Source organism: Streptomyces sp. NPDC111507 (assembly GCF_055638955.1).
Genome location: NZ_JBVKBU010000016.1, coordinates 42,781 through 68,474, shown reverse-complemented (window position 1 = coordinate 68,474; position 25,694 = coordinate 42,781). Strand labels below are relative to the sequence as shown.

At 68.8% G+C, this 25,694-nt stretch carries 24 protein-coding genes and 6 pseudogenes; 16 read left to right on the top strand and 14 right to left on the bottom strand.

Annotated elements, in window-relative coordinates; all coding sequences use genetic code 11:
• Positions 1 to 416: 416 nt before the first annotated feature.
• The gene (locus ACZ7M2_RS41285) at positions 417 to 1,040 is read right to left on the bottom strand and encodes a TetR/AcrR family transcriptional regulator (protein WP_471599699.1); all 624 of its coding nucleotides are present in this window, start codon (positions 1,038 to 1,040) and stop codon (positions 417 to 419) included.
• A gap of 89 nt (positions 1,041 to 1,129) precedes the next feature.
• On the opposite strand from ACZ7M2_RS41285, the gene ACZ7M2_RS41280 reads away from it, so the two are divergent.
• Positions 1,130 to 2,362 carry an NADH:flavin oxidoreductase/NADH oxidase family protein gene (locus tag ACZ7M2_RS41280; RefSeq protein ID WP_471599698.1) on the top strand — a complete coding sequence of 411 codons (1,233 nt, stop codon included), beginning with the start codon at positions 1,130 to 1,132 and terminating at the stop codon, positions 2,360 to 2,362.
• A 215-nt stretch (positions 2,363 to 2,577) separates the two neighbouring features.
• Here the strand turns inward: ACZ7M2_RS41280 and ACZ7M2_RS41275 are convergent, their stop codons facing one another.
• Entirely contained in the window at positions 2,578 to 2,784 is a 207-nt protein-coding gene (locus ACZ7M2_RS41275; RefSeq protein ID WP_471599697.1) for a hypothetical protein, read from the bottom strand.
• 14 nt (positions 2,785 to 2,798) lie between these two features.
• A pseudogene (locus ACZ7M2_RS41270) lies at positions 2,799 to 3,164 on the bottom strand (acetoacetate decarboxylase family protein); the annotation flags it as partial.
• Positions 3,165 to 3,583: 419 nt separating this feature from the next.
• Here ACZ7M2_RS41270 and ACZ7M2_RS41265 point away from each other — a divergent pair.
• Together ACZ7M2_RS41265 and ACZ7M2_RS41260 are read left to right on the top strand one after the other, a co-directional pair.
• Positions 3,584 to 3,898 carry a hypothetical protein gene (locus ACZ7M2_RS41265; protein ID WP_471599696.1) on the top strand — a complete coding sequence of 105 codons (315 nt, stop codon included), beginning with the start codon at positions 3,584 to 3,586 and terminating at the stop codon, positions 3,896 to 3,898.
• Between the two features lie 69 nt (positions 3,899 to 3,967).
• Positions 3,968 to 4,186, top strand: a pseudogene (locus ACZ7M2_RS41260) (transposase); the annotation flags it as partial.
• A 232-nt stretch (positions 4,187 to 4,418) separates the two neighbouring features.
• On the opposite strand, the gene ACZ7M2_RS41255 reads toward ACZ7M2_RS41260, so the two are convergent.
• Both ACZ7M2_RS41255 and ACZ7M2_RS41250 read right to left on the bottom strand, forming a co-directional pair.
• Positions 4,419 to 4,628 carry a hypothetical protein gene (locus ACZ7M2_RS41255; RefSeq protein WP_471599695.1) on the bottom strand — a complete coding sequence of 70 codons (210 nt, stop codon included), beginning with the start codon at positions 4,626 to 4,628 and terminating at the stop codon, positions 4,419 to 4,421.
• Positions 4,629 to 4,819: 191 nt separating this feature from the next.
• Positions 4,820 to 5,413 (bottom strand): dihydrofolate reductase family protein, encoded by a 594-nt coding sequence (locus ACZ7M2_RS41250; protein ID WP_471599694.1) that lies wholly within the window; start codon positions 5,411 to 5,413, stop codon positions 4,820 to 4,822.
• 147 nt (positions 5,414 to 5,560) lie between these two features.
• Between ACZ7M2_RS41250 and ACZ7M2_RS41245 the strand changes: the two genes are divergently transcribed.
• Entirely contained in the window at positions 5,561 to 6,589 is a 1,029-nt protein-coding gene (locus ACZ7M2_RS41245; protein WP_471599693.1) for a sigma-70 family RNA polymerase sigma factor, read from the top strand.
• A 277-nt stretch (positions 6,590 to 6,866) separates the two neighbouring features.
• Here ACZ7M2_RS41245 and ACZ7M2_RS41240 read toward each other — a convergent pair whose 3' ends face one another.
• Entirely contained in the window at positions 6,867 to 8,069 is a 1,203-nt protein-coding gene (locus ACZ7M2_RS41240) for a right-handed parallel beta-helix repeat-containing protein (RefSeq protein ID WP_471599831.1), read from the bottom strand.
• Positions 8,070 to 8,811: 742 nt separating this feature from the next.
• Here ACZ7M2_RS41240 and ACZ7M2_RS41235 point away from each other — a divergent pair.
• On the top strand, positions 8,812 to 9,027 hold the full coding sequence (locus tag ACZ7M2_RS41235; protein ID WP_471599692.1) for a hypothetical protein: 216 nt from the start codon (positions 8,812 to 8,814) through the stop codon (positions 9,025 to 9,027).
• 22 nt (positions 9,028 to 9,049) lie between these two features.
• Positions 9,050 to 9,976, top strand: a complete 927-nt coding sequence (locus ACZ7M2_RS41230) for an MBL fold metallo-hydrolase (protein WP_471599691.1) — start codon at positions 9,050 to 9,052, stop codon at positions 9,974 to 9,976.
• A gap of 331 nt (positions 9,977 to 10,307) precedes the next feature.
• On the opposite strand, the gene ACZ7M2_RS41225 is transcribed toward ACZ7M2_RS41230, so the two are convergent.
• The 6 genes and pseudogenes from ACZ7M2_RS41225 to ACZ7M2_RS41200 form a co-directional block, all read right to left on the bottom strand.
• Positions 10,308 to 10,706 carry a hypothetical protein gene (locus tag ACZ7M2_RS41225; RefSeq protein ID WP_471599690.1) on the bottom strand — a complete coding sequence of 133 codons (399 nt, stop codon included), beginning with the start codon at positions 10,704 to 10,706 and terminating at the stop codon, positions 10,308 to 10,310.
• Positions 10,707 to 10,767: 61 nt separating this feature from the next.
• Positions 10,768 to 11,130 (bottom strand): hypothetical protein, encoded by a 363-nt coding sequence (locus ACZ7M2_RS41220; RefSeq protein WP_471599689.1) that lies wholly within the window; start codon positions 11,128 to 11,130, stop codon positions 10,768 to 10,770.
• Positions 11,131 to 11,157: 27 nt separating this feature from the next.
• Positions 11,158 to 11,831: pseudogene (locus ACZ7M2_RS41215) on the bottom strand (IS701 family transposase).
• A gap of 254 nt (positions 11,832 to 12,085) precedes the next feature.
• Positions 12,086 to 12,359 (bottom strand): annotated as a pseudogene (locus ACZ7M2_RS41210) (NAD(P)-binding domain-containing protein); the annotation flags it as partial.
• The gene (locus ACZ7M2_RS41205) at positions 12,356 to 13,459 is read right to left on the bottom strand and encodes an enoyl-CoA hydratase/isomerase family protein (protein ID WP_471599688.1); all 1,104 of its coding nucleotides are present in this window, start codon (positions 13,457 to 13,459) and stop codon (positions 12,356 to 12,358) included. The gene ACZ7M2_RS41205 and the pseudogene ACZ7M2_RS41210, both read right to left, overlap by 4 nt.
• A pseudogene (locus ACZ7M2_RS41200) lies at positions 13,456 to 14,332 on the bottom strand (acyl-CoA dehydrogenase family protein); the annotation flags it as partial. The pseudogene ACZ7M2_RS41200 and the gene ACZ7M2_RS41205, both read right to left, overlap by 4 nt.
• 452 nt (positions 14,333 to 14,784) lie before the next feature.
• On the opposite strand from ACZ7M2_RS41200, the gene ACZ7M2_RS41195 reads away from it, so the two are divergent.
• Positions 14,785 to 15,768: a GlxA family transcriptional regulator gene (locus ACZ7M2_RS41195; protein WP_471599687.1), complete on the top strand. Its 984-nt coding sequence runs from the start codon at positions 14,785 to 14,787 to the stop codon at positions 15,766 to 15,768.
• A 362-nt stretch (positions 15,769 to 16,130) separates the two neighbouring features.
• Complete coding sequence (locus ACZ7M2_RS41190; protein WP_471599686.1) at positions 16,131 to 16,748, top strand: TOPRIM nucleotidyl transferase/hydrolase domain-containing protein; 618 nt, start codon at positions 16,131 to 16,133, stop codon at positions 16,746 to 16,748.
• A gap of 87 nt (positions 16,749 to 16,835) precedes the next feature.
• Here ACZ7M2_RS41190 and ACZ7M2_RS41185 read toward each other — a convergent pair whose 3' ends face one another.
• A complete protein-coding gene (locus ACZ7M2_RS41185) occupies positions 16,836 to 17,774 on the bottom strand; it encodes an AraC family transcriptional regulator (protein ID WP_471599685.1) in 939 nt (312 codons plus the stop codon).
• A 111-nt stretch (positions 17,775 to 17,885) separates the two neighbouring features.
• Between ACZ7M2_RS41185 and ACZ7M2_RS41180 the strand changes: the two genes are divergently transcribed.
• Both ACZ7M2_RS41180 and ACZ7M2_RS41175 read left to right on the top strand, forming a co-directional pair.
• Positions 17,886 to 18,740: an NmrA family NAD(P)-binding protein gene (locus ACZ7M2_RS41180; protein ID WP_471599684.1), complete on the top strand. Its 855-nt coding sequence runs from the start codon at positions 17,886 to 17,888 to the stop codon at positions 18,738 to 18,740.
• 2 nt (positions 18,741 to 18,742) lie between these two features.
• Positions 18,743 to 19,183 carry a nuclear transport factor 2 family protein gene (locus ACZ7M2_RS41175; protein WP_471599830.1) on the top strand — a complete coding sequence of 147 codons (441 nt, stop codon included), beginning with the start codon at positions 18,743 to 18,745 and terminating at the stop codon, positions 19,181 to 19,183.
• 378 nt (positions 19,184 to 19,561) lie between these two features.
• On the opposite strand, the gene ACZ7M2_RS41170 is transcribed toward ACZ7M2_RS41175, so the two are convergent.
• Complete coding sequence (locus tag ACZ7M2_RS41170) at positions 19,562 to 19,933, bottom strand: VOC family protein (RefSeq protein WP_471599829.1); 372 nt, start codon at positions 19,931 to 19,933, stop codon at positions 19,562 to 19,564.
• Positions 19,934 to 20,797: 864 nt separating this feature from the next.
• Between ACZ7M2_RS41170 and ACZ7M2_RS41165 the strand changes: the two genes are divergently transcribed.
• The 6 genes and pseudogenes from ACZ7M2_RS41165 to ACZ7M2_RS41140 all read left to right on the top strand — a co-directional run bounded on the left by ACZ7M2_RS41165 (position 20,798) and on the right by ACZ7M2_RS41140 (position 25,381).
• Positions 20,798 to 21,019: a hypothetical protein gene (locus tag ACZ7M2_RS41165; RefSeq protein ID WP_471599683.1), complete on the top strand. Its 222-nt coding sequence runs from the start codon at positions 20,798 to 20,800 to the stop codon at positions 21,017 to 21,019.
• 42 nt (positions 21,020 to 21,061) lie between these two features.
• A complete protein-coding gene (locus tag ACZ7M2_RS41160; RefSeq protein WP_471599682.1) occupies positions 21,062 to 21,457 on the top strand; it encodes a hypothetical protein in 396 nt (131 codons plus the stop codon).
• A gap of 176 nt (positions 21,458 to 21,633) precedes the next feature.
• Positions 21,634 to 22,551: an NADP-dependent oxidoreductase gene (locus ACZ7M2_RS41155; protein WP_471599681.1), complete on the top strand. Its 918-nt coding sequence runs from the start codon at positions 21,634 to 21,636 to the stop codon at positions 22,549 to 22,551.
• Positions 22,552 to 23,074: 523 nt separating this feature from the next.
• The gene (locus tag ACZ7M2_RS41150; RefSeq protein WP_471599680.1) at positions 23,075 to 23,932 is read left to right on the top strand and encodes an alpha/beta fold hydrolase; all 858 of its coding nucleotides are present in this window, start codon (positions 23,075 to 23,077) and stop codon (positions 23,930 to 23,932) included.
• Between the two features lie 126 nt (positions 23,933 to 24,058).
• Positions 24,059 to 24,290: pseudogene (locus ACZ7M2_RS41145) on the top strand (IS982 family transposase); the annotation flags it as partial.
• A gap of 395 nt (positions 24,291 to 24,685) precedes the next feature.
• Positions 24,686 to 25,381, top strand: a complete 696-nt coding sequence (locus ACZ7M2_RS41140; RefSeq protein WP_471599679.1) for a type 1 glutamine amidotransferase domain-containing protein — start codon at positions 24,686 to 24,688, stop codon at positions 25,379 to 25,381.
• Positions 25,382 to 25,694: the final 313 nt, after the last annotated feature.

The window sequence follows — 25,694 nt, the reverse complement described above, 5'->3', positions numbered from 1 at the left end:
ATCCGCGAACAGTTCAACAGCGCATCACCACCCGGCCCCTCCCCTCCCCCCGGCCGGGGACTGACCCGGCGATGACCGCGACGGACCGTTGATCCGGCCTTTCGCGCCCTCCGGACCGCCGTGTCGGCCGGGAGCCGACCCGTCGTGACCTGCGCGAACCGCACCCCGTGGTGGGCACCCACGCGCGCCAACGCGAAACGGCGCAACTCGTCGCACCGCGCCAGGAGCCAGGCACCACCTCAGGAGCCGGGACGCGGTCGTCGTCGCCTCGGATCGGGCGGCGGCACTCTCGCCGCGCGCCGCGGCACCCCGCGCTCCACTTCACCGGCGACCGTCGCCATGTGCTCACCTGTCGCTGAGGCCGACCACCCGCACGGCCCGGCTGTCAGGCCGTTCCCGGTATCACCCGGGGGCCGCTACGCCCTCGCCGGCTTCTGCGGTGCGGTTGCCTCCTGCGACGCCAGCGGGGAGGTGGTGAACAGCGCGTGGACGGCGGTGCGGACCTGGTCGGCGACCACTTCGGGGGTCGAGGCGTCGAGCTTGCCGTCCAGGTGCAGGAAGGCCAAGCCGTGGACCAGGGCCCACACCGTGGTCGACAGCGCGTCCGGATCGGCGCAGGGAAAGGCGCCCCGGACGATGCCGCGGACGTACTCCGACAGGGCGGCGGTCGCCTCCACCCGCTCCTCGTTGCCCGGATCGCAGGGCTCCGCGAACATCACCCGGAACATCGCCGGGTGGTCGAGCGCGAATCGGACGTAGGCAACGGCGACCGCGCTGAGATCGTCAGGCGTCGCGGGCGCGGGATGCGCCGCGGTCAGGTATCCGGCGAGTTCGCGGTAGCCCTCGGCGGCGACCGAGGAGACGAGCGCGTCGCGGTCCGCGTAGTGGCGGTAGGGGGCCGTCGCCGACACGCCCGCCCGCCGTGCGACCGCCCGCAGGGACAGTCCGGCGCTGCCGTCCTCCTCCAGCAGTTCCCGCGCAGCGCGCAGGCAGGCGGCGCGCAGATCGCCGTGGTGGTACGAGTCATTCGCTTGTGGCATGGAACACCCTCCCTCATGTTTACACCGCGCACATTGCCCACCTAATGTGAACGGTGCACACATTCTAATCGATGGAGAGGAGAATCCGGATGGCCAGCGACCTTTTCTCACCGCTGTCCCTGCGCTCCGGGCAGGTATTGGGCAACCGGATCGCGAAGGCGGCCATGGAGGAGAACATGGCCGGCGAGGGCCAGCTGCCCGATGGGCAGTTGCTGTCGCTGTACCGCCGCTGGGCCACCGGCGGCACCGGACTGCTGATCACCGGCAACGTCATGGTCCACGCCGAGGCACTGACCGGTCCCGCCGGCGTCGTACTCGACGATGCCGCGCCGCTGGAGCCCTTCACCGAGTGGGCCCAGGCCGGCAAGTCCGGCGGCGGAGCGATGTGGATGCAGATCAATCACCCCGGCCGCCAGATCCAGGCAGACATGCCCGGCGTCGTGTGGGGCCCGTCCGCGGTGGGGGTCGACCTGGGAAAGCACAGCAGCCGTTTCGGTCGCCCCGTCGCCATGACCCCCGAGCAGATCGAGGCCACTGTCACGCGGTACGCGGTCACGGCCCACCGCGCCGAGAAGGCGGGGTTCGACGGTGTGGAGGTCCACGCCGCGCATGGCTACCTGCTCTCACAGTTCCTGTCCCCGCTGGTCAACCGACGCACCGACGAGTGGGGCGGGCCCCTGGAAAACCGGGCTCGGATGCTGTTGGACGTCGTCCGGGCCGTACGCGCCGCCGTCTCGCCGTCCTTCGCTGTCGCGGTGAAGCTCAACTCGGCGGATTTCCAGCGGGGCGGATTCGACGCCGACGATGCTCGGCAGGTGATCGCGATGCTCGAACCGCTCGGCGTCGACCTGGTGGAACTGTCCGGCGGCAGCTACGAGAGCCCCGCGATGTCCGGCCGCCCCGCCGATGCGCGCACCCAGGCCCGAGAGGCGTACTTCCTGGACCTGGCGAAGGACCTGGTCAAGACCACACCTCTCCCGCTGATGCTCACCGGCGGCATCACCCGGCGCGATACCGCCGAACGGGTCCTCGCCAGTGGCGTGGCACTCGTCGGGATGGGCACCGCCCTCGCCGTCACCCCGGACCTGCCCGACCGCTGGCGCCACGGCCGCGAGGCGGACCGGCAGCTGCGGCCGGTGACCTGGTCCGACAAGGCCCTCGCTTCCGCCGCGAGCATGGCGCAGGTCCGTCACCAGCTGCGCCGCATCGCCCGCGGAGGCCGCCCCAAGCCCAACACCCGCCCCGCGTACGCCCTGCTCGCCGAACAGCGTCAGCAGCGACGGGCACTGCGCCGCTACCGCACGTGGCTGTCGGCGTCCTAGAACAGACCGCTGGCGGAGCGGGCCGACACCGTCCTCTCCAGACCGCGCTCACCGCGTCGCACCGGGCCCGGACGTGCTCCAGCAGCACGGTCCGGGCCTGTCCTGCTTCCCGGCGGCTCGGCGGGTGGGGGGCTCGGGAGCCTCTGACTACGCTCGGGCGGGTCCCGCCGGGGCGCGCGGTCCGCACTTCTCGCAACGCATGTTCGGCCGCCGCGTCACCGCGCGGCCGTCACGACATCGGCGGGCGTCGAGACGGGCAGGTCCGCCGACGGTGTACCGGTGTAGGGAGCGTTGGTGGTGACTCGCACGGCATCCGCCGCGGCTGCGATACGCACTGTCAGTCGCTCGATCCGGGCCGGAGTCAGCGACGCGGGCAGAGTCGAGCGGCGGGTGGTGGCAGGGGTGACACGGTCGGTGGCCATGGCATGGCCGCCCTTTAGTTCTGGCTCTGGACCGAGGTCGGGACCGGCATGTGCAGTGCGAGTTGGCCCTCGGCCATGACGTCGAGCCGCACCGTCCTGATCGGACGGAGCGAGCGCAGGTCGTCGGCCATCCGGCCCCCTCCCACCTGCAGCGTGACGTCGCGCGGGACACGCGCCGTCCCCGACGACAGCACATTGGTCTGACTCAGAGTCGAGTGCCACGCGCCGTCGATCGATGTGTACGAGGTGAGGGTCGAGACACGCTCACCGCGGCGGTACAGGGTCTGGGCCGACGTGACCACCGAGAGCGCGAGATCGGTCCTGCCCGCGTCGTTGGCCAGGTGCGCGGTCGTCCGGGCGGCGTCGATGTCGACATCAAGCCCAGACCATGAGTTTCGCGTCGCGGCGTTCTCGAAGGCCGACAGCAGGGTGAGAGGGCGGCCGAATGCGGAGAACCAGTCGTTGTACACGGTGACGTCGTCGAGCTCGGGGAAATCCTCGGACAGGAACGGCACTTCGGTGCTGGAGACGAGGACGGCGGACTTGTGGCGTCCGCGGACGCGGGAGGCAGTGCGTTCCTCGACCAGTCGCCGCCGGTGCCGGCGTGCCGAGGGCAGGGTCGGGACGTCGCGCAGGGTGGCGCGGGTGCCCGGGCTGATCCTGAGCCGGAGCGGGCCTGAGGCGAACCAGGAACTGCCCGGGCGATCATGAGGGTTCGCGGGAGGGCGTGGACGCGCGGTGCGCGGGGTGTCATGATCACACGGGCGTCCGGCGCGGGTCCGACGCGCAGGGATGGACTATGAAGCTCTACCTCGTCGTACCTCTGGTTCTGGTGGCGTTGCTCATCGCCGCCTCCGGCGTAGCGGCGGTTTCCCGTGGCTGGGTGCTCCCCACGAACCGTCGACGGGTCCACCGTCCGCGCACTTACGGCTGGGGCCAGTTGATGGTTGCCTTCGCCCTGTGCTGGCAGATGGTCTTCTTGCTGGTGCTCAGCGACCCCGGCACACGCCAGTGGGGCACCCTGACTGGCAGCGCGCTGCTGCTGACCGGCCTCATCGTGATGATGGTGGGCCATCACACGGGCGGTAATCGCCGGGGTAGCGGCACGCCCTGAGGGAGATGTCCCGTTGGAGCTCGCCCGTTCGGTCATGCGACTGTCTGATCGCTGAGTCGTTGCTCCGGCATGCGGCGGAGTGACTTGACGGATGCCGAGTGGGAACGGCTGCGGCCGTTACTGCCGGTCAGCAATGGCCGTTGTGGCCGGTGGCGCGATCACCGGCAGGTGATCGACGGGATTCCGCACAGGGTGCGGACCGCGTGCAGTGGTGTGACCTGTACGAACGGTTCGGCCCGTGGAAGACCGTCCACGAACGCCAGAGGCTTGCTGTGGTCGGCGGACGGGACCTGGGAACGGTCACTCCAGCAGGTCCAGGCTGCGGCCGACGCCGCGGGTGAGATCGACTGGGACGTCTCCGTGGACTCCACCATCGTCCGCGCGCATCAGCACGCGGCCGGCGCCCGCTCCGATCTGCCCCCGACACCCTCTATGCCGGTTGGACTCCTCTCCGCAAGCGTCGTTGTGGGAGCGGGCGCCCCTCAGCACGCGGCTGCGGGCGCCCGCCAAGGCACCTGTGTCAGGCTATTGGGCTGTTGCTGTACGTGCCGCCCGAGCAGTACTCGCCGGCATACGGTCTACTGCTCACCGTTCCGCCCGCTTGCCGGCACTGTTCGGGGGTGGCGCCGGTGTGGGGTGTGCTGACCTGCGCGGAAGCGGCTCCGGTGAGGCTGAGTCCGGTGAGGGTTGCTGTGGCGATCACGAGTCCGAGACTTCGGCGGATACGCATGGCGTCTCCCTTCGAGATCTTCCCTCATTCGGACTACGACAGTTGCCGGTCACGGCGCCGCCCGCGCGCACTACGACTCCGACTGGGTGAATGAGCATGAACGACTTCGATCGGAGGCCCGAGACATGCGGTCGTCCCCTCCCGGGCCAGGCGAGCGTCCCTGAGCCCGGTGAAGCTTCCCGGTCACCGCGCTAGGCGTCTCGGACGGGCTGATAGGTGAGGAAGGCGAGGCCGTCGCCGACGGTCCGGGCGTGGACGAGGCGCATGGGCTTCTTGTCGCTGGTCTCGCCGAAGAGGCGCTCGCCGGCCCCGAGCACGACCGGGAACACGGTGAGCCGCAGCTCGTCGACGAGGTCGTGCTCCATCAGCGTGTGCACGAGCTGGGAGCTGGCGTATACGACGATGTCGCCCTCCAGCTCCTGCTTCAGCTTCGAGACCTCGTCCACCACGTCCCCCTTGAGCACCCTGCCCTTGAAGCCCGTCGAGTCGCTCCACTTGGGTTCTTGGAGGGTGGAGGACACCACGTACTTGGGCATACTGTTCAACCTGTCCGCCCACTCGCCGGTACGGGACAGCCACCGCGTGGCGAACCACTCGTCGCTCCGCCGGCCGAGCAACAGGGCCTCGGCGCCCAGGGCCTCGGCGAGCAAGAGCTTCGCCCACGGTTCGCGGTCGTTGTCTCCCATCTGGAGGTACCAGCCACCCAGCCTGATGCCCTCCTCGCCGGTCGGATCCTGGACGACACCGTCGAGCGAGACGTTCTCGCTGATGATGATCTTTCCCATGGTGCTTCTCCCTGTGCTGTGTGGTCACTTACCACTGAGGTAGACACCGCGAAGTCGGGAAAGGGGCGCCCGCCAACCGCCCCCTTCGTCCCTCGGCCGGTGTCCATACAAGGAATGCGACGAGATGCGGGAAGAGGTGACCCGAGAATGGGCGAAGCGGCAGCCGACTTGATCTCCAGGGCGCGGGCCGGGGACGGCGAGGCGTTCCGACAGCTGACCGAGCCGTACCACCGGGAGCTGCAGGTGCACTGCTACCGGATGCTCGGATCGTTCCAGGACGCCGAGGACGTCCTGCAAGACACGCTGCTGGCCGCCTGGCAGGGTTTCGCGGGGTTCGAGGGACGCGCCTCGCTGCGTACCTGGCTGTATCGGATCGCCACCAACCGGTGCCTCAACGCGCGCCGGTCGGCCGGCCGACGCCAGGCCAAGGAGTGGGACGTGCCCCATGTGGAACCACCGGAGCCCACTCGGCTCGGTGAAGTCGTCTGGCTCGAGCCCATTCCCGACGCCCTCCTGCAGGGTGTCATCGACGCACCGCTCGGCCCGGAGGCCCGCTACGAGCAGACCGAATCCATCTCCCTGGCCTTCATGACCGCCCTCCAGCTCCTGCCGCCTCGCCAGCTCGCCGTGCTCATCCTGCGCGACGTCCTCGGATTCCACGCCGCCGAGGTGGCCGACATGCTGGACTCGAGCATCGAGTCGGTCAAAAGCGCCCTCAAACGGGCGCGCGCCGGCCTGCAACACCGACGTCCCACGACGGATGACCGGGAACCGCCTCCCGCCTCCGACTCACCCTCCGAGGATGCGATCGTGGCGAAATTCGTCCGCGCGTGGGAGTCCACCGACTTGGACGCACTGGTGGCCCTTCTCACCGACGACGTCTTCATGTCGATGCCACCGATGCCCTTCGAATACGAGGGCCGAGACATCGTGGCCCGCTTCTGCGCCGCCATTTTCCGCGCGGATCGCAGGTTCGACCTCATCCCGACACGAGCCAACGGTCAGCCGGCGTTCGGCGCCTACCTCCGCGCCCCCAACGGCATCAGCCACGGGACCGGCCTCTACGTCCTCACCCTCACCGGCGACCGGATCTGCGCCATGACCCGCTTCGAAAACAGCGTGCTGCCATCGTTCGGGCTACCCCGATCGCTCCCTCATCTCCCGAAGCTGGGATAAATCTTGCCGACGGGGCGGGTGATGCACCGCATGCTGTGCATCACCCCGCAACTCGCCGGAAAACTTGGCGCGTTGTGATCACCGAGCAAGCCCGAATCGACGGCAAACCGCGGGACGACGTCCGGAAATGACCATGGGCGAAGCCGCAGGCCACACGCCACAACGCTCGTGTCGGGATGGGTTTGAGTCGACAACGGCAGGGGCGCTGAAGCGGGGGCTGGACACGTCGTTCGCGCATCTGCGGAACGTGAGCGCCCGGCCCCCGCCTCGGTCGTGGTTACGGCGTCACGACCTTGCCGCTGAAGGTCACGGCAAGGTGCCCGTCCGAAGCGAAGGACCAGCCCAGGGCTCCGCTGTAGGAGGAGCAGCGGGAGCCGTTCGTACCGGTCCAGAACTGGTTCGAACTGTCGGCGTCCCCGACGGTCTTGTCGTTCGAGCCGCTGACGCTGAAGCGGCACGAGGAGTTGGTCCGGAAGACCGAAGTGCCCGCGTCGAAGGAGAAATTGCGCTGCGCGTTGTCGATGCTCGCGTTGTTCGAGATCGTCATCTTGCCCGGGTTGCTGTTGTACGTGAATCCGTGGTGACCGTTGCCGTAGGCGATGTCGTGCTGGACAACGTGGTTGACCGCGATGTCGTCGCCGCCGAGTTTGTAGCCGTTGCGGTCGCCGTTGGAGTTCACGGTGCCGTCGCTCAGAGTCCCGTTCTTGTAGGACAGGGAGTACTCGATGGTCACCGGGCCGATCGCGCCGGTGTCGGTCTTCGTGTACAGGTCCCAGCCGTCGTCGATGTTGTTGTGGGAGACGTCGTAACGGAAGACGTTCCCGGTGCCGGTGGTGAGCTTCGCGGCGAAGCCGTCGGCGTCCTCGCCGTCGGAGTCGGCGTTGTCGTGCGACTCCGAGCTCACGATCAGGTTGTTCGACGGCCACTGGCTGCTGGGAGTGCTGGAGGAGATCCGGCCCAACTGCAGCCCCGTGTCGCGGTTGTACGCGGTCACCGTCCGCTCGATGACGTTGTTGCTGCCACCGATGTAGATGCCGTTGTCGCCGGCGCGTTGGACGGTGATGCCGTACAGACGCCAGTAGTTGGCGTTCAGCTGGAGCCCGCGGTTCGACGAACTCTCGCTCTGCGCCGAGAAGTTCAGCACCGGGGTCTCGCCCGGGTAGGCGGACAGGGTGGTGCGAGCACTCGAGGTGCCGTTGTTGCCCGCCGGGATGGTGATCGTCGAGGAGTAGTTGTACGTTCCGCCGCGCAGGTAGATGGTGCCGCCGGATGCGATGCGGCTGATCGCCGTGGCGAGCGTCGTCGGGGCGGACTGCGTGCCGGCCGCGCTGTCGGTGCCGCTCGGCGAGACGTACTGGGTGGTGCTCGCGGCCTGGGCCGGGGTGCCGGACAGCGCGACGAGCGCGCCGGCCAGCAGGCTTACACATGCGATGACGGGTCTCACTTGCATCGTTCTGCCTCCAGGTTCGTCCGTGACCAGGGGTGCCGTGCAAGGGTGCCGTGCAGGAGAAAGCGCTTTCCGATATCCTCGAAGGGGAACGTAAGCGCTTGCTATGAACGCGTCAATAGATAAGTACGTGATTCTTGTTCATGCTTGCGAACACCCGTCGGTGTGTCCCGATGGGTTGGCCGGGCGCGCGGGGTCCGGGTGGAGCCCAGGCCTGAAGGAAAGCCCAGGCGTGAAGGAATCAGAGCGGCGGCTCCACAACCACGCCCGCCGGTGCGCGGCGGCAGATCAACAGCACGCGCCATCAACGTGCGCCTGGGATCACCACGAAGCGGCGATGAAGGCCCCGCAAGGGGCGCAGCCCGGGAAGCCGCGGGGTCAGCGTCCGGGGAGGGCGCCCAGGCTGATGCCGGTTCAGCAAGCGGTATGGGCGATCGGGACCGGCGTGCCCGGCTTCCTCCGCGGCCCCGCATCCGGTCGGCGGCATGGTCTTCTTCGCCGTCAGTGCCACGGCCGCGCTCACCGTGTGGACACTGCGGTAGACGGCGCCGATCTCCGCCGCCACCAGCAGGGCCCTGATCGTCATCCCTTCCGCGGCCCTGAACCTGCTCGGTCCGCACGGCGCCGGCCTGCCCGCCGCCCACGGCGGCGCGGCCCTGGCCGACATTGCCTTCGGCGCCGTCTCCCATGGCGCGCTGCGCATGTTGCTCGCCGCGCTCGACGGACCCGAACCCGAACCCGAACGCGCCGCGCCGCGCCCCTAGCCGCTTACTACGTGCTCAGCTACCTGTCCATGAGCCTGCCCGCCATCGCCACGGGCGCCGCCACCCAGCACTCCGGACCGCGCACCGCCGGCCACGCCTACGCCATGGCCGCCGCCCTCCTCGCCGTCGCGGCGATGGCAACACTCACGCGGTCACGGCACAAGGCACTTCACACGACGGACGACCGCCTCCGCCAGACACTATTGACCACTGCTGACCACTGCTGACGAACAAAGGAAACGACGGACCATGAACGCTTCACCGGCCAACGAGACCGCCGCCATCCCGTCCTGGACCGTGGGCGACGTCACCGTCCACCGCATCGACGAGGTCCTCCTGCCGCCCGCGACCGGACCCTGGCTGCTGCCGGACGCCACCCCGGACGTGGTCAGGCAACAGGACTGGCTGCGCCCCGACTTCGCCGACCACGAGGGCATCCTGCACATCGACAGCCACAGCTTCGCCTTCATCGTGGGCGGGCTGCGCATCCTGGTCGACACCGGCATCGGCAACGGCAAGGAGCGGGCCAACCCCGCCTGGCACCACCTGCAGACCGACTTCCTCGAGTGCCTCACCGCCGCCGGATTCTCCCCCGACTCCGTCGACCTGGTGGTCCTCACCCACCTGCACGCCGACCACGTCGGCTGGAACACCCGGGAAGTGAGAGGCGAGTGGGTCCCCACCTTTCCCCACGCCCGCTACCTCACCTCCCGCATCGAGCGCGAGTTCTGGGCTACGTACGACATGGAGGAGGCGCGCAAGCAGATGTTCCGCGACTCCGTGATCCCGGTCGAGGAGACGGGGCTGCTCGACCTTGTCGACGTCCCGGCCGAGGGGGTCGAGATCGCCCCGGGCCTACGTCTGATGCCCACGCCCGGCCACACCCCCGGCCACATCGCCGTCGAGCTGACCAGCCGGGGTGAGACGGCGCTCATCACCGGCGACTGCATCCACCACCCGGTCCAGCTCGCCCACCCCGCCATCGGCTCGTGCGTCGACATCGACCCCGAGCAGTCCGAGGCCTCACGACGCAAGCTGCTCGGGTCCCTCGCCGACACGGACACCCTGGTCCTCGGCACCCACTTCGCGCCGCCCACCGCCGGCCGCGTGATCACCCATGAGGGCGCCTACCGGTTCGTACCTGTCCCCGCCGCCCCGCAGACCGTCTCGCGCTGACGCCGTGGCCGGTCCGGCCGGGGTCGGCCGCACGGAGCACAGGCCGACCACCGGCGCGCAGACTCCGTAGTCCGGTCAACACGGCCGCCGACCGCCGCGTCGGCCGATTGATCGCCGAGCGCGGCCTCGCCGCCGCCCGTGAGGACACGGATCACATGCGGCTGGCCCGGTACCCGCTCCCTGTCGGTCAGCAGCGCGGAGGTGCGGGTTGGGGACACAGTCCTGACGCCCGGCGTGGACGACGAGGTCGTGTTGACAGGCGCGGCCAACCGGCGACCGCCCGTAGGCGCTGGCGGCCACACACCGCCCAGGACGGAACCGGAGAGGCGCGTCACTTCACCTGGACCTGCCACCACCGATCTGCCAGTGCTCGGGTCACTTCGCCGTCGTACTGATCGACATCAAAGTGAAACGTCGGGGGGCGAACCTGATCAACAGGCACCTGCCAATCGGACCACTCGACGATGCCACCGTGACGCTGCACGAACACCGACAGGTAGCCGCAGCATCCGCCCGTGCACTCAGGCTCCCCCAGCACTACCCGTCGTCCCTCGTCGGTCGCCCAGAGGGGACTGTGACCGTCGGCAGGCAACGCCTCCTCCGCAAACGGACCGCGGCCTCCCTCACCGACCGCCTCCGCCACCATTTCCTCGCCGTCGACCCAGAACCGCAGCTGAGCAGCCCATCGGCGTCCCGGCGGCAACGCGCTGATGTCAAGCCGATTGAACACCCGACCAGCCTACGTGGGGATGAGCGCCGCAGATCCGCTCCTGCGCCCGGATGCGGGCGGCTCACTCGAAGTGGTCCAGGCCGAGACCGTGCCTGAGCTCCCGGTAGTCGTGCTCGATGCGCCAGCGGATCTCGGCCAGACGGACCAGTTCAGCCACCGGGGTGCCGGCGGGCAGGCTGAACAGCCAGTAGTCGCTGGGTGCTTCGGCGCCTTCGAGCCATTCGACCAGCAGTGTCACTTCGGGCAGGACGCCGTCCCAGCGGCCGTGTTCGGCGGTGGCGGCCTGGGCCAGACGGCGGGCCCTGACCCCGGCCGGCCGCACCCGCAGTGCCACAAAGTGCGAGCGCATCGGCCCGCGGGGGCCTTCACGCCAGGTGACCTCGGTGAACGTCTGCCGTCCCTGGCCGACCGCCGACGCGGCCACCGGGGACGGCTTGTCCCAGTAGCGGGGCTACGGCTTGCGGCCGTTGCCCGACCACGGCGGCGTGAGGGGCTCGGCGTCGTGCGGGTGGACGGTCACGTCCGAACGGACCGCCACGACATGGCCGATACCCCGCTCGCTCAGGCCGTCGCGGAAGTCGGCGTTCTGCCCGTAACCGGCGTCGGCCACCACCACCGGCGGCACCAGACCCCACCCGGCCAGCTCGTCGAAGGTGTCCAGTGCCAGGCGCCACTTCTCCCAGTGCCCGACCCCCTCCGGCATCCCGGTCTTCTCCCGCCGTCCGGCATCGTGCGCCCACTCCTCGGGCACGAACAACCGCCACTGCAGCGGACCGGACGCTGTGTCGGAGACCGCGTGCACGCTCACCGCGACTGGCAGTTGGCCTGCTTGCCCAAAGCGCCGCAATACTGGAGCACGACGGCCACCGACATTCGGCCGTCCTTGGGGAACGACACATCATCGACCGCCCAGGCATCCGGGCCGATCTGCGGCACCATCCGCTCCGCAATCCGCCGCCATACAGGCACCGGATCCCAGGTCGACTGGTTCACGCACTGCTGCAGGTTCTGTTCGTTGCCATCCGGCAGCCGCTCCGCCATGACCTGGATCGACTTGCGACGCCCGTCCAGCATCAGTCCGCGCAGACAGCAGTCACTCTTCGCCCGCTGATCCCTGCGCGGCACCGACACGAACACATCGGCGACGAATAAGGCCAACTTCGCCCGGGCACGGTTCACTTCATGTGCGTGCACATACCCACCATGCCCCCAGACAGGACCGCGAGACAGACCTAACGGAGTCCTACCAGTGTCCTGTGCCGGAGATCCGTCGGCAGAAGCGGGCGAGGGAGTCGAGGATTTCTTCGGCTGTTCTGGTCCAGATGAACGGCTTGGGGTCGTCGTTCCAGTCCTTGCCCCATGCCCGGATATCGACGTCCGACGAAGAGGGTGCCGGGCCGGGCGGCCCCGACGATGTCCTGGTACGGCTCCAGCACGTGCCGTCCGGCGGGCAGCATGGTGATCACCCCCTCCGCGCCCGCCATCGCCTCGCCTCCGTCGCGCATGCCGCGGGCTCGACACCCGCGTCGCCCACTGCCCTCAGGGATGCGGGTGACAGGTCGTGGCCGCGTACCCGGTGGCCGGCCTTGACCAGGTTGGCGGCCATGGGGCCGCCCCCGTGTCCAGCCCGCTGAACGCGAGGGTCCTGCTCACCAGGGCATCTCCTGCGTGGTGTCGGATGCGGCGAGGCCGAGTTCCCGCTCGCCGAGGGGCGTGAAGAAGCGCTCGACGTCCGCGTCATCGACCTCGGCGAGCGTCGGCGGTGTCCAGCGCGGGCTGCGGTCCTTGTCGATGACCTGGGCCCGGATGCCCTCCACCAGGTCGGGTGCGGTGAGGGCCGCGCAGGAGACTCGGTACTCCTGATCGAGCACGTTCTCCAGCGGACCGAGCCGCCGGGCTCTGCGGAGTGCGGCGAGGGTGACCTTGAGGGAGGTCGGAGATCTGGTGAGCAGGGTCTCGGCGGTCTCCTTGGCCGCGCTACCGCCGTGTTCGAGGAGGCGGTCAATAATCCCCTCGACGGTGTCGGCGGCGTAGCAGACGTCGATCCAGGGCCGTGCTGCCGCGAGTTCACCGAGCGGTTCCTGCCGTGCGTACTGCCCCAGGACCTGTCGTACCGGCGCGTGGGCGAGGTCGGCGAGCAGCCGTGGCAGGGAGTCCGACGGTACGTAGAGGTCGGCGAGGCCGCACAGCAGGGCGTCACCCGTGCCTACCGGAGATCCGGTCAGCGCCAGGTGCGTGCCGAGTTCCCCGGGCGCGAGGGCGAGCAGATAGGTGCCCCCGACGTCCGGTACGAAGCCGATGCCGGTCTCCGGCATGGCGATCTGCGAGCGTTCGGTGACGATCCGGACGCTGCCGTGGGCGGAGACACCGACGCCGCCGCCCATGACGATGCCGTCCATCACGGCGACGTACGGCTTCGAGTAGTGGGCGATGCGGGCGTTGAGCCGGTACTCGTCCCGCCAGAAGGCCGCCGACGCCGTCCCGTCCCCGTTCCGGGCGTCGTCGTGGATGGCGCGGATGTCGCCACCCGCGCACAGGCCCCGCTCCCCCGCCCCGGTGAGGACGACGGTCTCCACGGCCGGGTCGTGCTCCCAGGCCGTCAGCGCGAGGCCGATGCGACGGACCATCGCGTGGGTGAGGGCGTTGAGCGCCTTGGGCCGGTTGAGGGTGAGGTACGCGGCGCGGCCCTCGGTGCGCAGCAGCAGGGAGTCGTCGGTACCGGTCGGCGGCACGATGTCGTCTGTGTCGGTCATCCGAATGCCTCCGTCAGGCCACGGGCCACGATGACGCGCATGATCTCGTTGGTTCCTTCCAGGATCTGCTGGACTCGCAGATGGCGGACGATCTTCTCGATGCCATACTCGCTCAGGTAGCCATAGCCGCCGTGCAGTTGCAGGGCCCGGTCGGCGACGGAGTATCCGGTGTCGGCGGCGAACCCCTTGGCCATCTCGCACAGGTACGGCGCCTGTGGATCGCCGCGGTCCAGAGTCTGGGCGGCCCGGTGGACCAGCCCGTGGGCGGCGGCCCGTTCGGTCGCCATGTCCGCCGGCCGGAACTGGAGCGCCTGCGCGTCGAGCAGCCGTCCGCCGAACGCCTTCCGGCCGGCGAGGTGGGCCAGGCTGCGGTCGAGGGCGTTGCGGGCGCCGCCGAGGGAGCGGGCGGCGATGCCAAGACATCCGCCGTTGAGGCCGTTCCTGGCGATGCGGAAGCCCTCGCCCTCGTGGCCGAGCAGCCGGTCGGCGGGCAGTCGGACGCCGTCCAGGATCACCTGGCGGGTGGGCTGGGCGTTCCAGCCCTTCTTCCGCTCGTCGGGGCCGAAGGAGAGGCCGGGGTCGTCCTTGTCGGCGAGGAACGCGGAGTTGCCGTGCGGGCCGTCGACGCCGGTGCCCACCAGGACGACGTACATCTGGGAGGCTCCCGCGTCGGGGATGAACTGCTTGACCCCGGTCAGGACGTACTGGCCGCCGTCGCGAACGCCACGGGTGCGCAGAGCGGCGGCGTCCGATCCGGCGCCCAGTTCGGTCAGGCAGTAGCTCGCCGGGTCCTCCATGGGCGCGGAGCCGGGGCAGCCATCGCTCCCGTTGGGCTGGCGCGCCGTACTGGTTGATCATCCAGGCGACCATGGTGCGGAGTCCGCCGGCGCCGTACCCAGAGACACGGAGGCTCCAGCAGCCGTCGCGGAAGGCGGACTGGGAGGCTGTGCCTCCCAGCAGATAGCAAACCGGTCGTGGCATCGGCGCGGGTCACTGGCACATGATGAGCACAGGGAAATCCGCCGACTGGGAGGACCAGGGTCGGTTATGGCCCTTGGACCGGGCTCATACGGCCCGCGGCACCTGTCGGGACAGGCCCTGCCGCACTCGACGGGACACGCGACGGTGCGCAACCGGCAATCGGGGCCGGCCACGTCCGCGTCTGGGCTGTTTGCGAGGCTCTCGCCCCGATCTCGAGGCGATGCGACGGCGGCATGCCGGGGCAGGCACACCCTCGCCAACGCCCTGCCGATCCAGTGTCCACACCGCGCACAGCCGGGAGGCATCCGATGAACCACAAGCGCCCGGCAATGGATCCGCTCGTCGTGACCGTGCTTGTGTTTCCGGGCGTGCGACTGCTCGATGTGACCGGCCCGATCGAGGTGTTCACGACGGCGAACGAGTTCGGCGGGCGTTATCGGGTGCAGATCGCGTCCGAGGACGGGGCGGAGGTCATCACCTCCGCCGGGATCCGCCTCAGCGCCGACCTGTCCGCCGCCGACGTACAAGAACCGTACGACGTATTGGTGATCCCGGGCGGCCCGGAATGGGAGACGCTGATCAAGGACGACACTCTTTTGGATACGGTCCGGCAGTTGCACGAGAAGAGCCGCTGCACGGCATCGGTGTGCACAGGAGCGTTCCTGCTGGCCGCAGCCGGACTTCTCAACGGCCGTCGCGCCACGACGCACTGGCGGCATTCACGGCAACTGGCCGCTCGTTTCCCGTCCGTGCGGGTCCAACCGGACGCCATCTTCGTACAGGACGGGCAGATGATGACTTCGGCAGGTGTCAGCGCCGGTATCGACCTGTCCCTGGCGCTGGTCGAAGATCACTACGGTGCGGAGGTCGCCCGGTCGGTCGCCAAGGACATGGTCGTCTTCATGCAACGGCCGGGCGGCCAATCCCAGTTCAGCGTCCGCTCCAGGGCGCCGCACACGCGCCAGGAGATGCTCCGCCGGGTCCTCGACACCGTTGCCGAGAACCCTGGGGCCAACCACACGCTCACGGCCATGGCCCGTAGAGCAGGCGTCAGCGTCCGGCACGTGACCCGGCTCTTCGACGAAGAGGTGGGAACCACTCCAGGCCGCTACGTCGAGCAGGTCAGGCTGGAAGCCGCCCAGGCGCTGCTGGAGACGGGTGACGACCCCCTGCCGGTAGTGGCACGGCGCACTGGGTTCGGCTCACCCGAGTCGCTCCGCAGGGCGTTTGTACGACACCTGGGCGTGACACCTGGCGCATTCCGGACCAGCTTCCGCACGACCGGCGTGGGCACGAAGGATCCAGCACCCGCAGCGGTGTCTCCGTAGCCAAGCCACAACGAGGCACAACGAGGCACAACCAGCCGATGGCGGCCAACCGTCACCTCACTGATGCCGGTTCAGCCGACGTAGCCCACCGAACCGGCAGCAAAGGCCAAACCTCGCGTTCTCGACCCGATAGCCCCGGCAGCCCCGACACGGCGGGCTGAGCATCATGGCGACGACGTGGCGTGGCCACCCCCGGGAGTCCAGCGTCCCGTCCGGCATCGCCGAGTTCCCCCGCCGCCGAAGCCTGCTTCAGCATCCGACTCAGGTGACGTCGGACCGGATGACGAGAATTGCGGACATGTCGAGCGGCGCCGTCGAATATTCCCGTGCCGTGCCGGTCAGGAGAAGTGCAGACTCGCTTCATGGCGGACATGAACGCATTCCGGGACACGGTCAGCCGCTGGGCGGCCGGCGGTCCCGGTGGACCGGCGAATGATCTGGTTGTGCAACTCGGGCTGCGCACGGCGGTGCTGCTGGAAGGACCGAGTGACCTCGCGGCCGTCGAGGCGCTGGCCGCACGGCGTGGCCGGGACCTGGCCGCCGAAGGGGTGTGCGTCGTATCGATGGGCGGGGCGATGAGTGTCGGCCACTACGCCGGTCTTCTCGGGCCACCCGGTCTTGGCCTGCAGTTGAGGGGACTGTGCGACGAGGGTGAGCAGCGCTTCTACGACCGCGGCCTGAAGCGGGCCCGGGCTCCGCACCGGGGCTTCTTCGTGTGCGTGGCGGACCTGGAGGACGAACTCATCCGCGCGCTGGGCACAGCGCGCGTCGAGGAGATCATCCAGGCCGAGGGCGACCTGCGGGCCTGGCAGACCTTCCTGCACCAGCCCGCACACCACGGTCGACCCCGGCAGCAGCAGTTGCGGCGCTTCCTCGGCACGAAGAAGGGCCGCAAGATCCGCTACGGGCATCTCCTGGTCGAGAACCTCGACCCCGGACAGGCGCCGGCCCCGCTCGACGACCTCTTCACGAGTCTGTGACCGACGCGCGAAAGCGCGGTCACGGCAGCGACTCTTGGTTCTGGTGCGGGGAGAGTCGGGCGGGCGTCATGCGGGGACGGGCGGGTGTCAGTGGGTGTGGGGATCGTGCCCGGGGCCTGCCTGCGTGCGCAGTGACTCCCGTTGCCGCCAGGTCCCGGGCGGCTCGCCGTGGTGACGCCGGAAGGCCGCCGCGAACGCGTAGGGCGAGCTGTAGCCGACAGTGCGGGCGATATGTGTCATGCCGAGTTCGCCGGTGCGCAGGTGGTCGCGGGCGAGAGCCATCCGCCAGTCGGTCAGGTACTGCATGGGAGTCTGGCCGAGGGCGTCGCGGAAGGTCCGTGCGAAGGCCGCGCGGGACAGACCGCTGATCGCGGCGAGTTCGGGGACCGACCAGGGATGGCCGGCGTTCTCGTGCATGGCCTGCAGCGCGGCGTTCAGCCGGGGATCCGCGGACGCCCGGTACCAACGGGGTGCGGTCGAGCTGCGGCGGAAGTCATTGCGGATGGCGAGCACCAGAAGAACGTCGAGGAGCCGGTCCAGCACGGTGGGCTGGCCCGGCTCGAAAGTGGTCAGCTCGTGCGACAGCAGGGAGATGACCTCTCGCAGCGGGTCGCCGACCGCCGCCGACAGGGTCAACACCTGCGGCAGTGCCTCCAGCAGCCCACTGCCGATGTCACCCGAGAACCGGTAGGCGCCGCAGAGGAAGACCGTCGCCCGCGGGTTCTCGGAACTCCCGTCGTTGGCGTGCCGCGCCCGGAATTCCTCCGGTTCGAGGCAGTCGGCGCCCGGCTCGTGCCCGATGTGGTGATCAGGGCCACCGCGGACGAGCGTCACCTCCCCCGGCACGAGTTCCACCGCGCTGCCGGGGTCGTCCAGCCACAGCCAGCCCCGCCCCCGGACGATGGTGTGCACGGCCAGCTGGATCGAACCGGCCAGCCGCAGCCCCCACGGCGGCTCGGCCACCGTACGGGCGAACACGGCGCCCGAGGCGCGTGCCCGCGCAAGGCGATCGTGCAATACGTCCACGCACTCAGTATCAGCGAGACAACCCCATGGGACAAAGATCTGAGCGTCTGACGTAAAAGAACGAGTCATGTGCGCATTGATTCGCTCATAGCGCGCTCTCACGATTGATCCATGACTGGATCACCGCAGACCACACTCGTCCTCGGCGGCACCGGCCGGACCGGCTCGATCGTGGCGAAGAGGCTCACCGAGCGGGGGCTGCGCGCCCGCACCGCGGCGCGCCACGGCGCCGACGTACGGTTCGACTGGGACGACCCGACCACCCATGCCCCAGCCCTCGCCGGAGTCGACCGCCTCTACCTCGTCACACCCGTTCTGCGGGTCACCTACGCCGACCACGTGGCCGCCTTCCTCGACCTCGCCGAAGGCTCCGGGGTACGCCATGTCACCTACCTCAGCACCTACCGCGCCGACCAGGCGCCACCGGAGGTCGACATCAGGGCCGTCGAGGCCGGCCTCGCCGCCCGAGCTGCCATCACCCACTCCATCCTGCGACCCGCCTGGGTGATGCAGAACTTCAGCGACGCCCACGTACCGGTCGTCGACGGGGTGATCACCGTCCCCGCCGGCGGCGGCAGGGAGGCCTTCGTCGACGCGGCCGACATCGCCGCGGTTGCCGTCGAGACGCTGCTCGCCCCCGACGCCCACGCCGGCGCGCACTACGCGCCCACCGGCCCGCAGGCCCTCACCGTCGACGAAGTCGCCGACACCATCGCCGCCGTGACCGGCCGACCTGTCACGCACCACGACATCGACCCCAATGCATGGATCGACGGCGCGGTCGCTGCCGGACTCGTCCCAGCCGACTACGCGGTGATGCTTCGCTGGCTGACCGGCAGCGTCATCTCCGGCAACGGCTCCACGCCCAACGATGACGTCGAGAAGGTCACCGGCCAGCCCGCGACCACCTTCCACGACTTCGCCCGGCGCAGCGTCCATGCCTGGACCTCTCCGATGGCGGGGTGACCATGTCCATCGACGACATCACCGACTTCGCAGCGCTGGACCCGTTCTTCCGGATCATCCAGGAGGGGCTGGCGGGCCTCGTCGACGGTGAGCACTTCTTCGACCTCCTGGCCGAGGATGTGGTCTTCGAGTACGTGACCTCCGTACCCGGCTACCCGCGCCGGGTTCAGGGACGCCGCGCGGTTGCCGACCTGTACCGCGGCTACGGCGATGGCATGGTCCTGCACAGTGCGGACGGGCTCGCTGTCCACCGGGATGCCGAGACGTCCGTGGTCGTGCTCGAGTACGCGGTGCACGGACGTGCAGTCCACACCGGGCGTGCCTACGACAACCACTTCGTCTCCGTGATCACCGTCAAGGACCGCAGGGTGACGCATTGGCGGGACTATCTGGACCCCGTCGCCGTCTTCCGCGCCATCGGATGGCCGACGAAGGATCGCTAGAGGGGGGAAGAGTTCGAGCCCGCCGACAAGCCGGTGAGGCTTCCCGCCGCACGTCGCCCCCCAGCTGTCGACGGTCGCCCCGGCAGACCTGCTCCCCGGATGTCCGCGTTGCTGAGGGCGACCTGCCCGGACGGGACCTCAAGAGCCTTGCCTCTCCCGGAAGCAGTGAGTTACAGGAGACAGATGCCCCTTGAGGGCCCCACCAGTCGCTGAACCCGTGAGGCAGACCGATCCAGCCTGCTGCAGAGTTCTTCAAGAACCTTACGGCGGTGGACAGTTCACCTCGAACGCCGCGCCCATACGGGATGGATCTGCTGCTCCGGCGGACAAGCTGGTTCGCATCCACTGACGCTTGCGTTCGCCGGCGCGGGCCGATGCTCAGCTCAGGCGGGCTCGCAGGAGGCAGAATTCATTGCCTTCGGGGTCGATCAGGCAGTGCCAGGGCTCCTCGCCGGTCTGGCCGATGTCGGCCGGGCGTGCCCCGAGCTTCAGGAGGCGTTCGAGTTCGGCGTCCTGATCGCGGTCGGTCGCGTTGACGTCGATGTGCAGCGGCAGCTTGCCCGCCTTGGGCTCGGTGGTGGGACTGAAGACCAGAGTCGGCTGCAATCCGCCGAACCCCTCCCGAGGTCCGATCTCCACCGCGCCGTCGTCGATGTCGAGCACGATGAAGTCCAACACCTCGCACCAGAACGCCGCAAGCCGTTGCGGATCCCGGCAATCGATCACCAGCTCGGAAATGCGACAGGCCATAGTCGGGACCCTACAAGGCATCAACCGCACGCAGCCACTCCTTAAACAACTCTGGGCCGCGAGGCAATGGGCACCCAGAAGCGGCGGGCCGGCCCGATCCGCGCCCGAGCTTCAATGCCGCCCGGACTTTGATCAGTTGGCTGTGGGAACGAACAGGACGCGGGGTTCCGGGTCAAGCCGGGCGGTAGGGGCTTGGTCAGGTGGGGTGAGGTGGAGCCCACGACCACTTTCTGCCGTATACGCCCTCCCCGCTCTCCGGTCCGCGTACTGGAAGGCGCACTTCCGACGTATCCGTATGCAGGGTTGTTGGAGTACGACCGGGCAGGGGGGCCACGCTTGTTTCCACACTCACTGTGTCCCGCGCTGGTCGTGTCTCGTGCTGGCGAGATCACGCCGGAGGCCATGTCTCGGCGGTTCAGCCGGCCGTGCCGCTCTGGTGCGGAAGAAGTTCGGGCGGCTTACGACAAGCGTGTCCTTTCGTGCCCCTGTGCCGCTGTGCCCCTGTGCCCGTTGGCGGCGGCCATGGGGAATTCCCCACGTACAGCCGCCGGTGCCGTCGCTCTCCGTCGAGGTTCCGCGTGCTCGGGTTGCTCGGTGCGGGGCGGGCCGCGAGTGCGTTGTGCGCAAGCGCGTTGTCGACGAGACCGACGTCGACGCGGACGTCATCGCTGTCGGCCGCGCTGAGGACAGCGCTCAGCAGGCAAGGGGCAGGTATCGAGGCCGTCGCGGTACCTCCCCATGCCAGTTGCCAGTCGGGGGTGCTCGTGCCGGCCGGGGGCCGCAGTCTGCCGTGTCGATCGTCCTGTAGGGCGGTTTCGGGGTTTCCCGCTCGTCGTCGCCGGTGCCGCTCGTACGATCCGGCCCATGGCGGACCCCGAGGCGCGGAAGCGGATCGCCACGCATCGTGCGGAGCTGGACGGACAGCAGGCCGCGGGGCCGGTGACGACCCGGCAGGTCGGCGAGGCGATCGGGCTGGACATCGGGGTGCGGGGCGCCCTGGAGCCGCTGCGTGGGAAGCTGACCAAGCTGGCCGACCGCGCCTGGCTGCGGAAGCTCCCCGAGGGGAAGTTCACCGCCCGGTTGTGAGCGTAACGGCGGTGTGCCGGGCGGCTGTTGAGTGACCCGCGCGTGGCCGACATGGCAGGCGGCAACAACATCTCAGCCACAAACGTGCGGCGTTGGGGCGTTGGGGCGTTGGGGCGTTGGGGCGTTGGGGCGTTGGGGCGTTGGGGCGTTGGGGCGTTGGGGCGACGAGATCATCGGCCTGCTCGCTGCGAAAGCCTCGATCTGGGCTTCATCGGCCTGAACGACGACCAGAACGACCCCGTGGTCGTCAACGGCTTCAAGGCCACCCGCGCGGCCAAGCTCACCACCGGCCAGAAGGAAGCCAATCGGATGCTCGCCAACGGCCGCGCCGCGTCGAGCACGGCCTCGCGCACCCGAAAAGTTGGCGGATTCTCATCAAGCTCCGCACCGATCCCGCCCACGACCAGCACGAGTACCCTCGCACAGCACCACCCCTGACCGGCTATATCAAGATGGTGCATGCTCACCGTTCGTCAAATACTTCCCCAGACCGTTGATCCTGGGAAGACAGCTCCGTTCCTGAACCGTTGAATGCGATGGCCCGGTCGCTGTGTGGCCGTCCGGGGCGTGACCGTCCAAGACCTGTCCGAACGAGGAAGAGCGGTGATCACGCGATGAAGGCGGTGCGGTTCCACGAGTACGGCGGGATCGATGTGCTGCGGGTGGAGGAGGTGGCGCGGCCGACGCCCGGCCCCGGGCAGGTGCTGGTCGAGGTCCGCGCGGCCGGGATCCAGCCCGGCGAGACAATGATCCGCAAGGGCGCCCGACACGGACGCTGGCCGGCCACGTTCCCCTCCGGGCAGGGCAGCGATCTGGCCGGCGTCGTGGTGGAGGCCGGTCCGCAAGTGCGCGGCGTCGGGGTGGGCGACGACGTCCTGGGCTTCACTCATCACAGGGCGAGCCACGCGGAGTTCGTCGTGGTCGACGACGTGAATCTGACCTCGCGCCCGGAGGGGCTGTCCTGGGACGTGGCTGGGTCGTTGTACGTGGCCGGGACGACCGCGTACGCCACCCTGTTCGCTGTGGACCCCCAACCGGCCGACACGGTTGTCGTGTCCGGTGCGGCGGGCGGCGTCGGGTCTCTCGCCGTACAGCTCGCGCGGCGGCGCGGCGCCACGGTGATCGGGCTGGCGAGCGAGCAGAACCATGCCTGGTTGAAGGATCTCGGTGTCATCCCGGTCGAGTACGGGCAGGACGCGGCCGAACGGATCCGGCAGGCTTCCGGCGGAAACGTGGACGCGTTCATCGACACGTTCGGCGAGGGCTACGTGGAACTGGCCGTGGAGTTGGGGGTGCGGCCCGAGCGGATCAACACGATCAGCGACTGGCAGGCCGCGGCCAGGGTGGGGGCGCGAACCTACGGCGAAGGCGCGGCGGCGTGCGCGGTCGTGCTCGGCGAGTTGGCACGGCTTGCCGCGCGCGGAGAGCTGGAGGTGCCGATCGCCCGCACCTACCCGCTGGAACGGGTGCGCGACGCGTTCCGCGAACTGGAACGACGGCACACCCACGGCAAGATCGTGCTCCGGCCCTAGTCCGACTGCCCGAGGCAACCATCGAGCAGCTCAAGCAGGCAGAGCCCAGCCGCATCCCCCGGCCGCTACGGCAAGCCAGGCGAGGTCGCCAGCATCCTGTGTCTGGATCGACCTCGCCGCCGCCTGGCTCACCAGCCAAATCCTCACCGTCGACGGCATCCTGGATGTGACACAGCCACCCGCCCTGGAACATCGACGCAGCGTCACCGCTGGCGGCCGGTTGCCCCTCGTCAAGTGGCCGCCCACGGCGGAATCCCAACTGACCATTGATGGGCCGCCCGCTCCGGACGCCGTAGACGATGGTCCTGACGTGAGGGACGGTGGCCGGCTCGGCGGGTGGGGGCGGCTCGGGGGGCGACTGGGGGGCGCAAGCCACCCGGGAGCAAAGTCGTCGAGCTCGCAGGAGACTCCGCACCACCGGGGCGCGCTCACTCGGATGGCGCGTGCGCGGGGACATGTCGGCAGGTGTCCTCGACGCTGGAATCCCGGGCCTCCCTCGACGCCCTCGCACCGAAGGAATGACATGCGAATATCCTGCAAGTCGCGCCGCAACCTGAACATCGTCCGTTGGAGTGCGGCACTTCTGGCGGTATCGGGAATCACCTACGCCCTGACACCCGTAGCGGCGCAGGCAGGTGGCCCGAGCGGTGATCCCGGCAGGGAGAAGCCCACTATCGTGCTCGTGCACGGCGCCTTCGCCGACGCGTCGAGCTGGAACGGTGTCGCGAAACGGCTCCAGCAGAACGGCTACACGGTGGCCGCACCGGCCAACCCCCTCCGCGGTATCCCCCAGGACTCGACTTACCTCGCGAGTTTCCTGAAGTCCGTCAAGGGCCCGATCGTCCTGGTCGGTCATTCCTACGGCGGAGAGGTGATCTCGCAGGCCGCCGCCGGAAACAACAATGTCAAGGCCCTCGTGTATATCAACGCGATCATGCCCGATGTGGGAGAGTCCTTCTCCAGCCTCTCCGCGAAGTTCGCTCCCGCCCCACTCACCAAGGCTCTGAGGCAGGTGCCCTTCCGCAACGGCGACGGCACTACCGGCACGGACGTGTACGTACAGCCGAACAAACTGCACCAGGTCTTCGCCGCGGATCTGCCCACGAGTCAGACCGACATCATGGCAGTCACACAGCGTCCGATCGCGCTGTCGGCGTTCGCGGACAAGCTCACCGGCGCCGCGTGGCGGAACAGACCCGTCTACGTCCTTGTCGGCAAACAGGACCAGGCGATCAACCCGAGTCTGGAGCGGTACGAGGCGAAGCGGGCGAACGCCCGAAAGACAGTGGAGATCGATTCCTCACACGTTTCCCTGGTCTCGCATCCGCAGGCGGTCGAGAATCTGATCGTCGACGCCGCCGAGAACTACATGTGGAAATAGGGCGACCGGAAACAGGGCGACCACGCAGCACTCGACAAATGAGTCCTGCCTCTGGGCTGGTGCGCGGACACGAAAAAAGGCCATGCTGCGTCATGATGTGATGCAAGTGCCTTGCCGTGGCGTCACGTGGCGCAGGCCCTCCTCGGCCACCACTCCGAGGCACGCCGACCGTGCTTCGCCCGCAAGCACCTGACTGGCGTGTTCCCCTACTTGCCGCGGCAGTCGTACTGCGACAAGCGCCTGCGAGCGGCGCTGCCCCTGGTCAAGCAGATGATCCCGGGAGCCGGCCATGGACAGCGACCTCTGGTTCGACAACCACTGGATCATCGACTCCACGCCAGTGCCTTGCGGGATGAGCTGCCGCGAGATGTCCGATCCGCCTATTCCCAGGATGCCGCTCACCTGCTCGCGGGCCAATTGCTCGCCGTCGGCCACGGAATCCTGGGTCAACTATCGCTTGATCATGGCAGACCTTCGCAACGCCGGATTGGTCGGTTAGCTTTCTCGGCCAGACCTCCACTCCCGAAAGAAAACGCGTCGCCGAAAACGCTCCACCAAAACGGGGTGTATTCGTGTCGCACTTTTCCTGCATGGCGGCGTCGAAATCCTGTTGAAATTCCGCGAGGCCGCTGTGTGTACTCCTCGGTCGGCCACAAGTTGCCGACCCCTGGACGCCCGCTCACACTTGATGGGCACGTGAAACTTGGTTGCCTCATGCCCGTTCCAGGGCAACATCTTACCGAGGAGCTTCTCATGGCCAAGATATTGTGTGTGCTGACAGGTGCGAGCTATTGGACCATGAAGGACGGGCACCGACATCCCACCGGGTACTGGGCCGAGGAGTTCGTCGCGCCTTACAGCGTGTTCACCGACGCCGGACACGAGGTCACCGTGGCAACTCCGGGTGGGGTCGTTCCCGTTGTGGACACGATGAGCCTGGAGTCCCGTATGGCGGGCGGCGAAGAGAACTCCCTCCGGGAGGAGGCCGTCATCGAGTCCGCGGATGAGCTGAGGCATCCCATCTCCCTCCAGGAGGTGCGCCTGGAGGATTATGACGCGGTCTACTACCCCGGCGGTCACGGCCCGATGGAGGACCTCTCGGTCGACCCCGATTCCGGGGCGCTGTTGCGGGAGGCACTCGCTTCCGGAAATCCGCTCGGCATCGTCTGCCACGCCCCGGCCGCTCTCCTCGCCACGCGTGATGCGAACGGCGAAACGCCGTTCGCGAACTACAGTGTGACGGGTTTCTGCAATGAGGAGGAGGCCGGTGTCGGATTCGCCGACAAGGCCAAATGGCTGCTGGAGGACGAGCTGAAGAAGCTGCCCACCCACTATTCGCGGGGTCCCGCCTGGGAACCGTACACAGTCGTGGACCGCAACCTCTTCACGGGGCAGAACCCAGCCTCCTCGGGCCCTCTCGCCAAGGAACTCGTCGCGGCTCTGCCCTGACCGAGGGGGAGGCCATCGGGACGGGGGCAGACCGGGGGCAACCACCCTCGCCCGCCCGCCCAGGCCGGCTCGCGTGCCGACCTCGAATCCTGGATGTCATGGCCCGACGAGCTGGCGCTCTCTGCGATCGAGCGCAATCGGGACGTGATCGTCCTGCGAACACGATGACCTGGCGCCCGACGACGTCGCCGCGGCCCAGGGCCTCCCGACTCTGACCGCTCTAGCAGGAACCGAGATAGGACAGCTCCGTGCCCACGAAGGGGAACTGGCGGCCCTCGGGTCGCGCGGCGTGGGCGGGAGGGGGTGCCTGCAT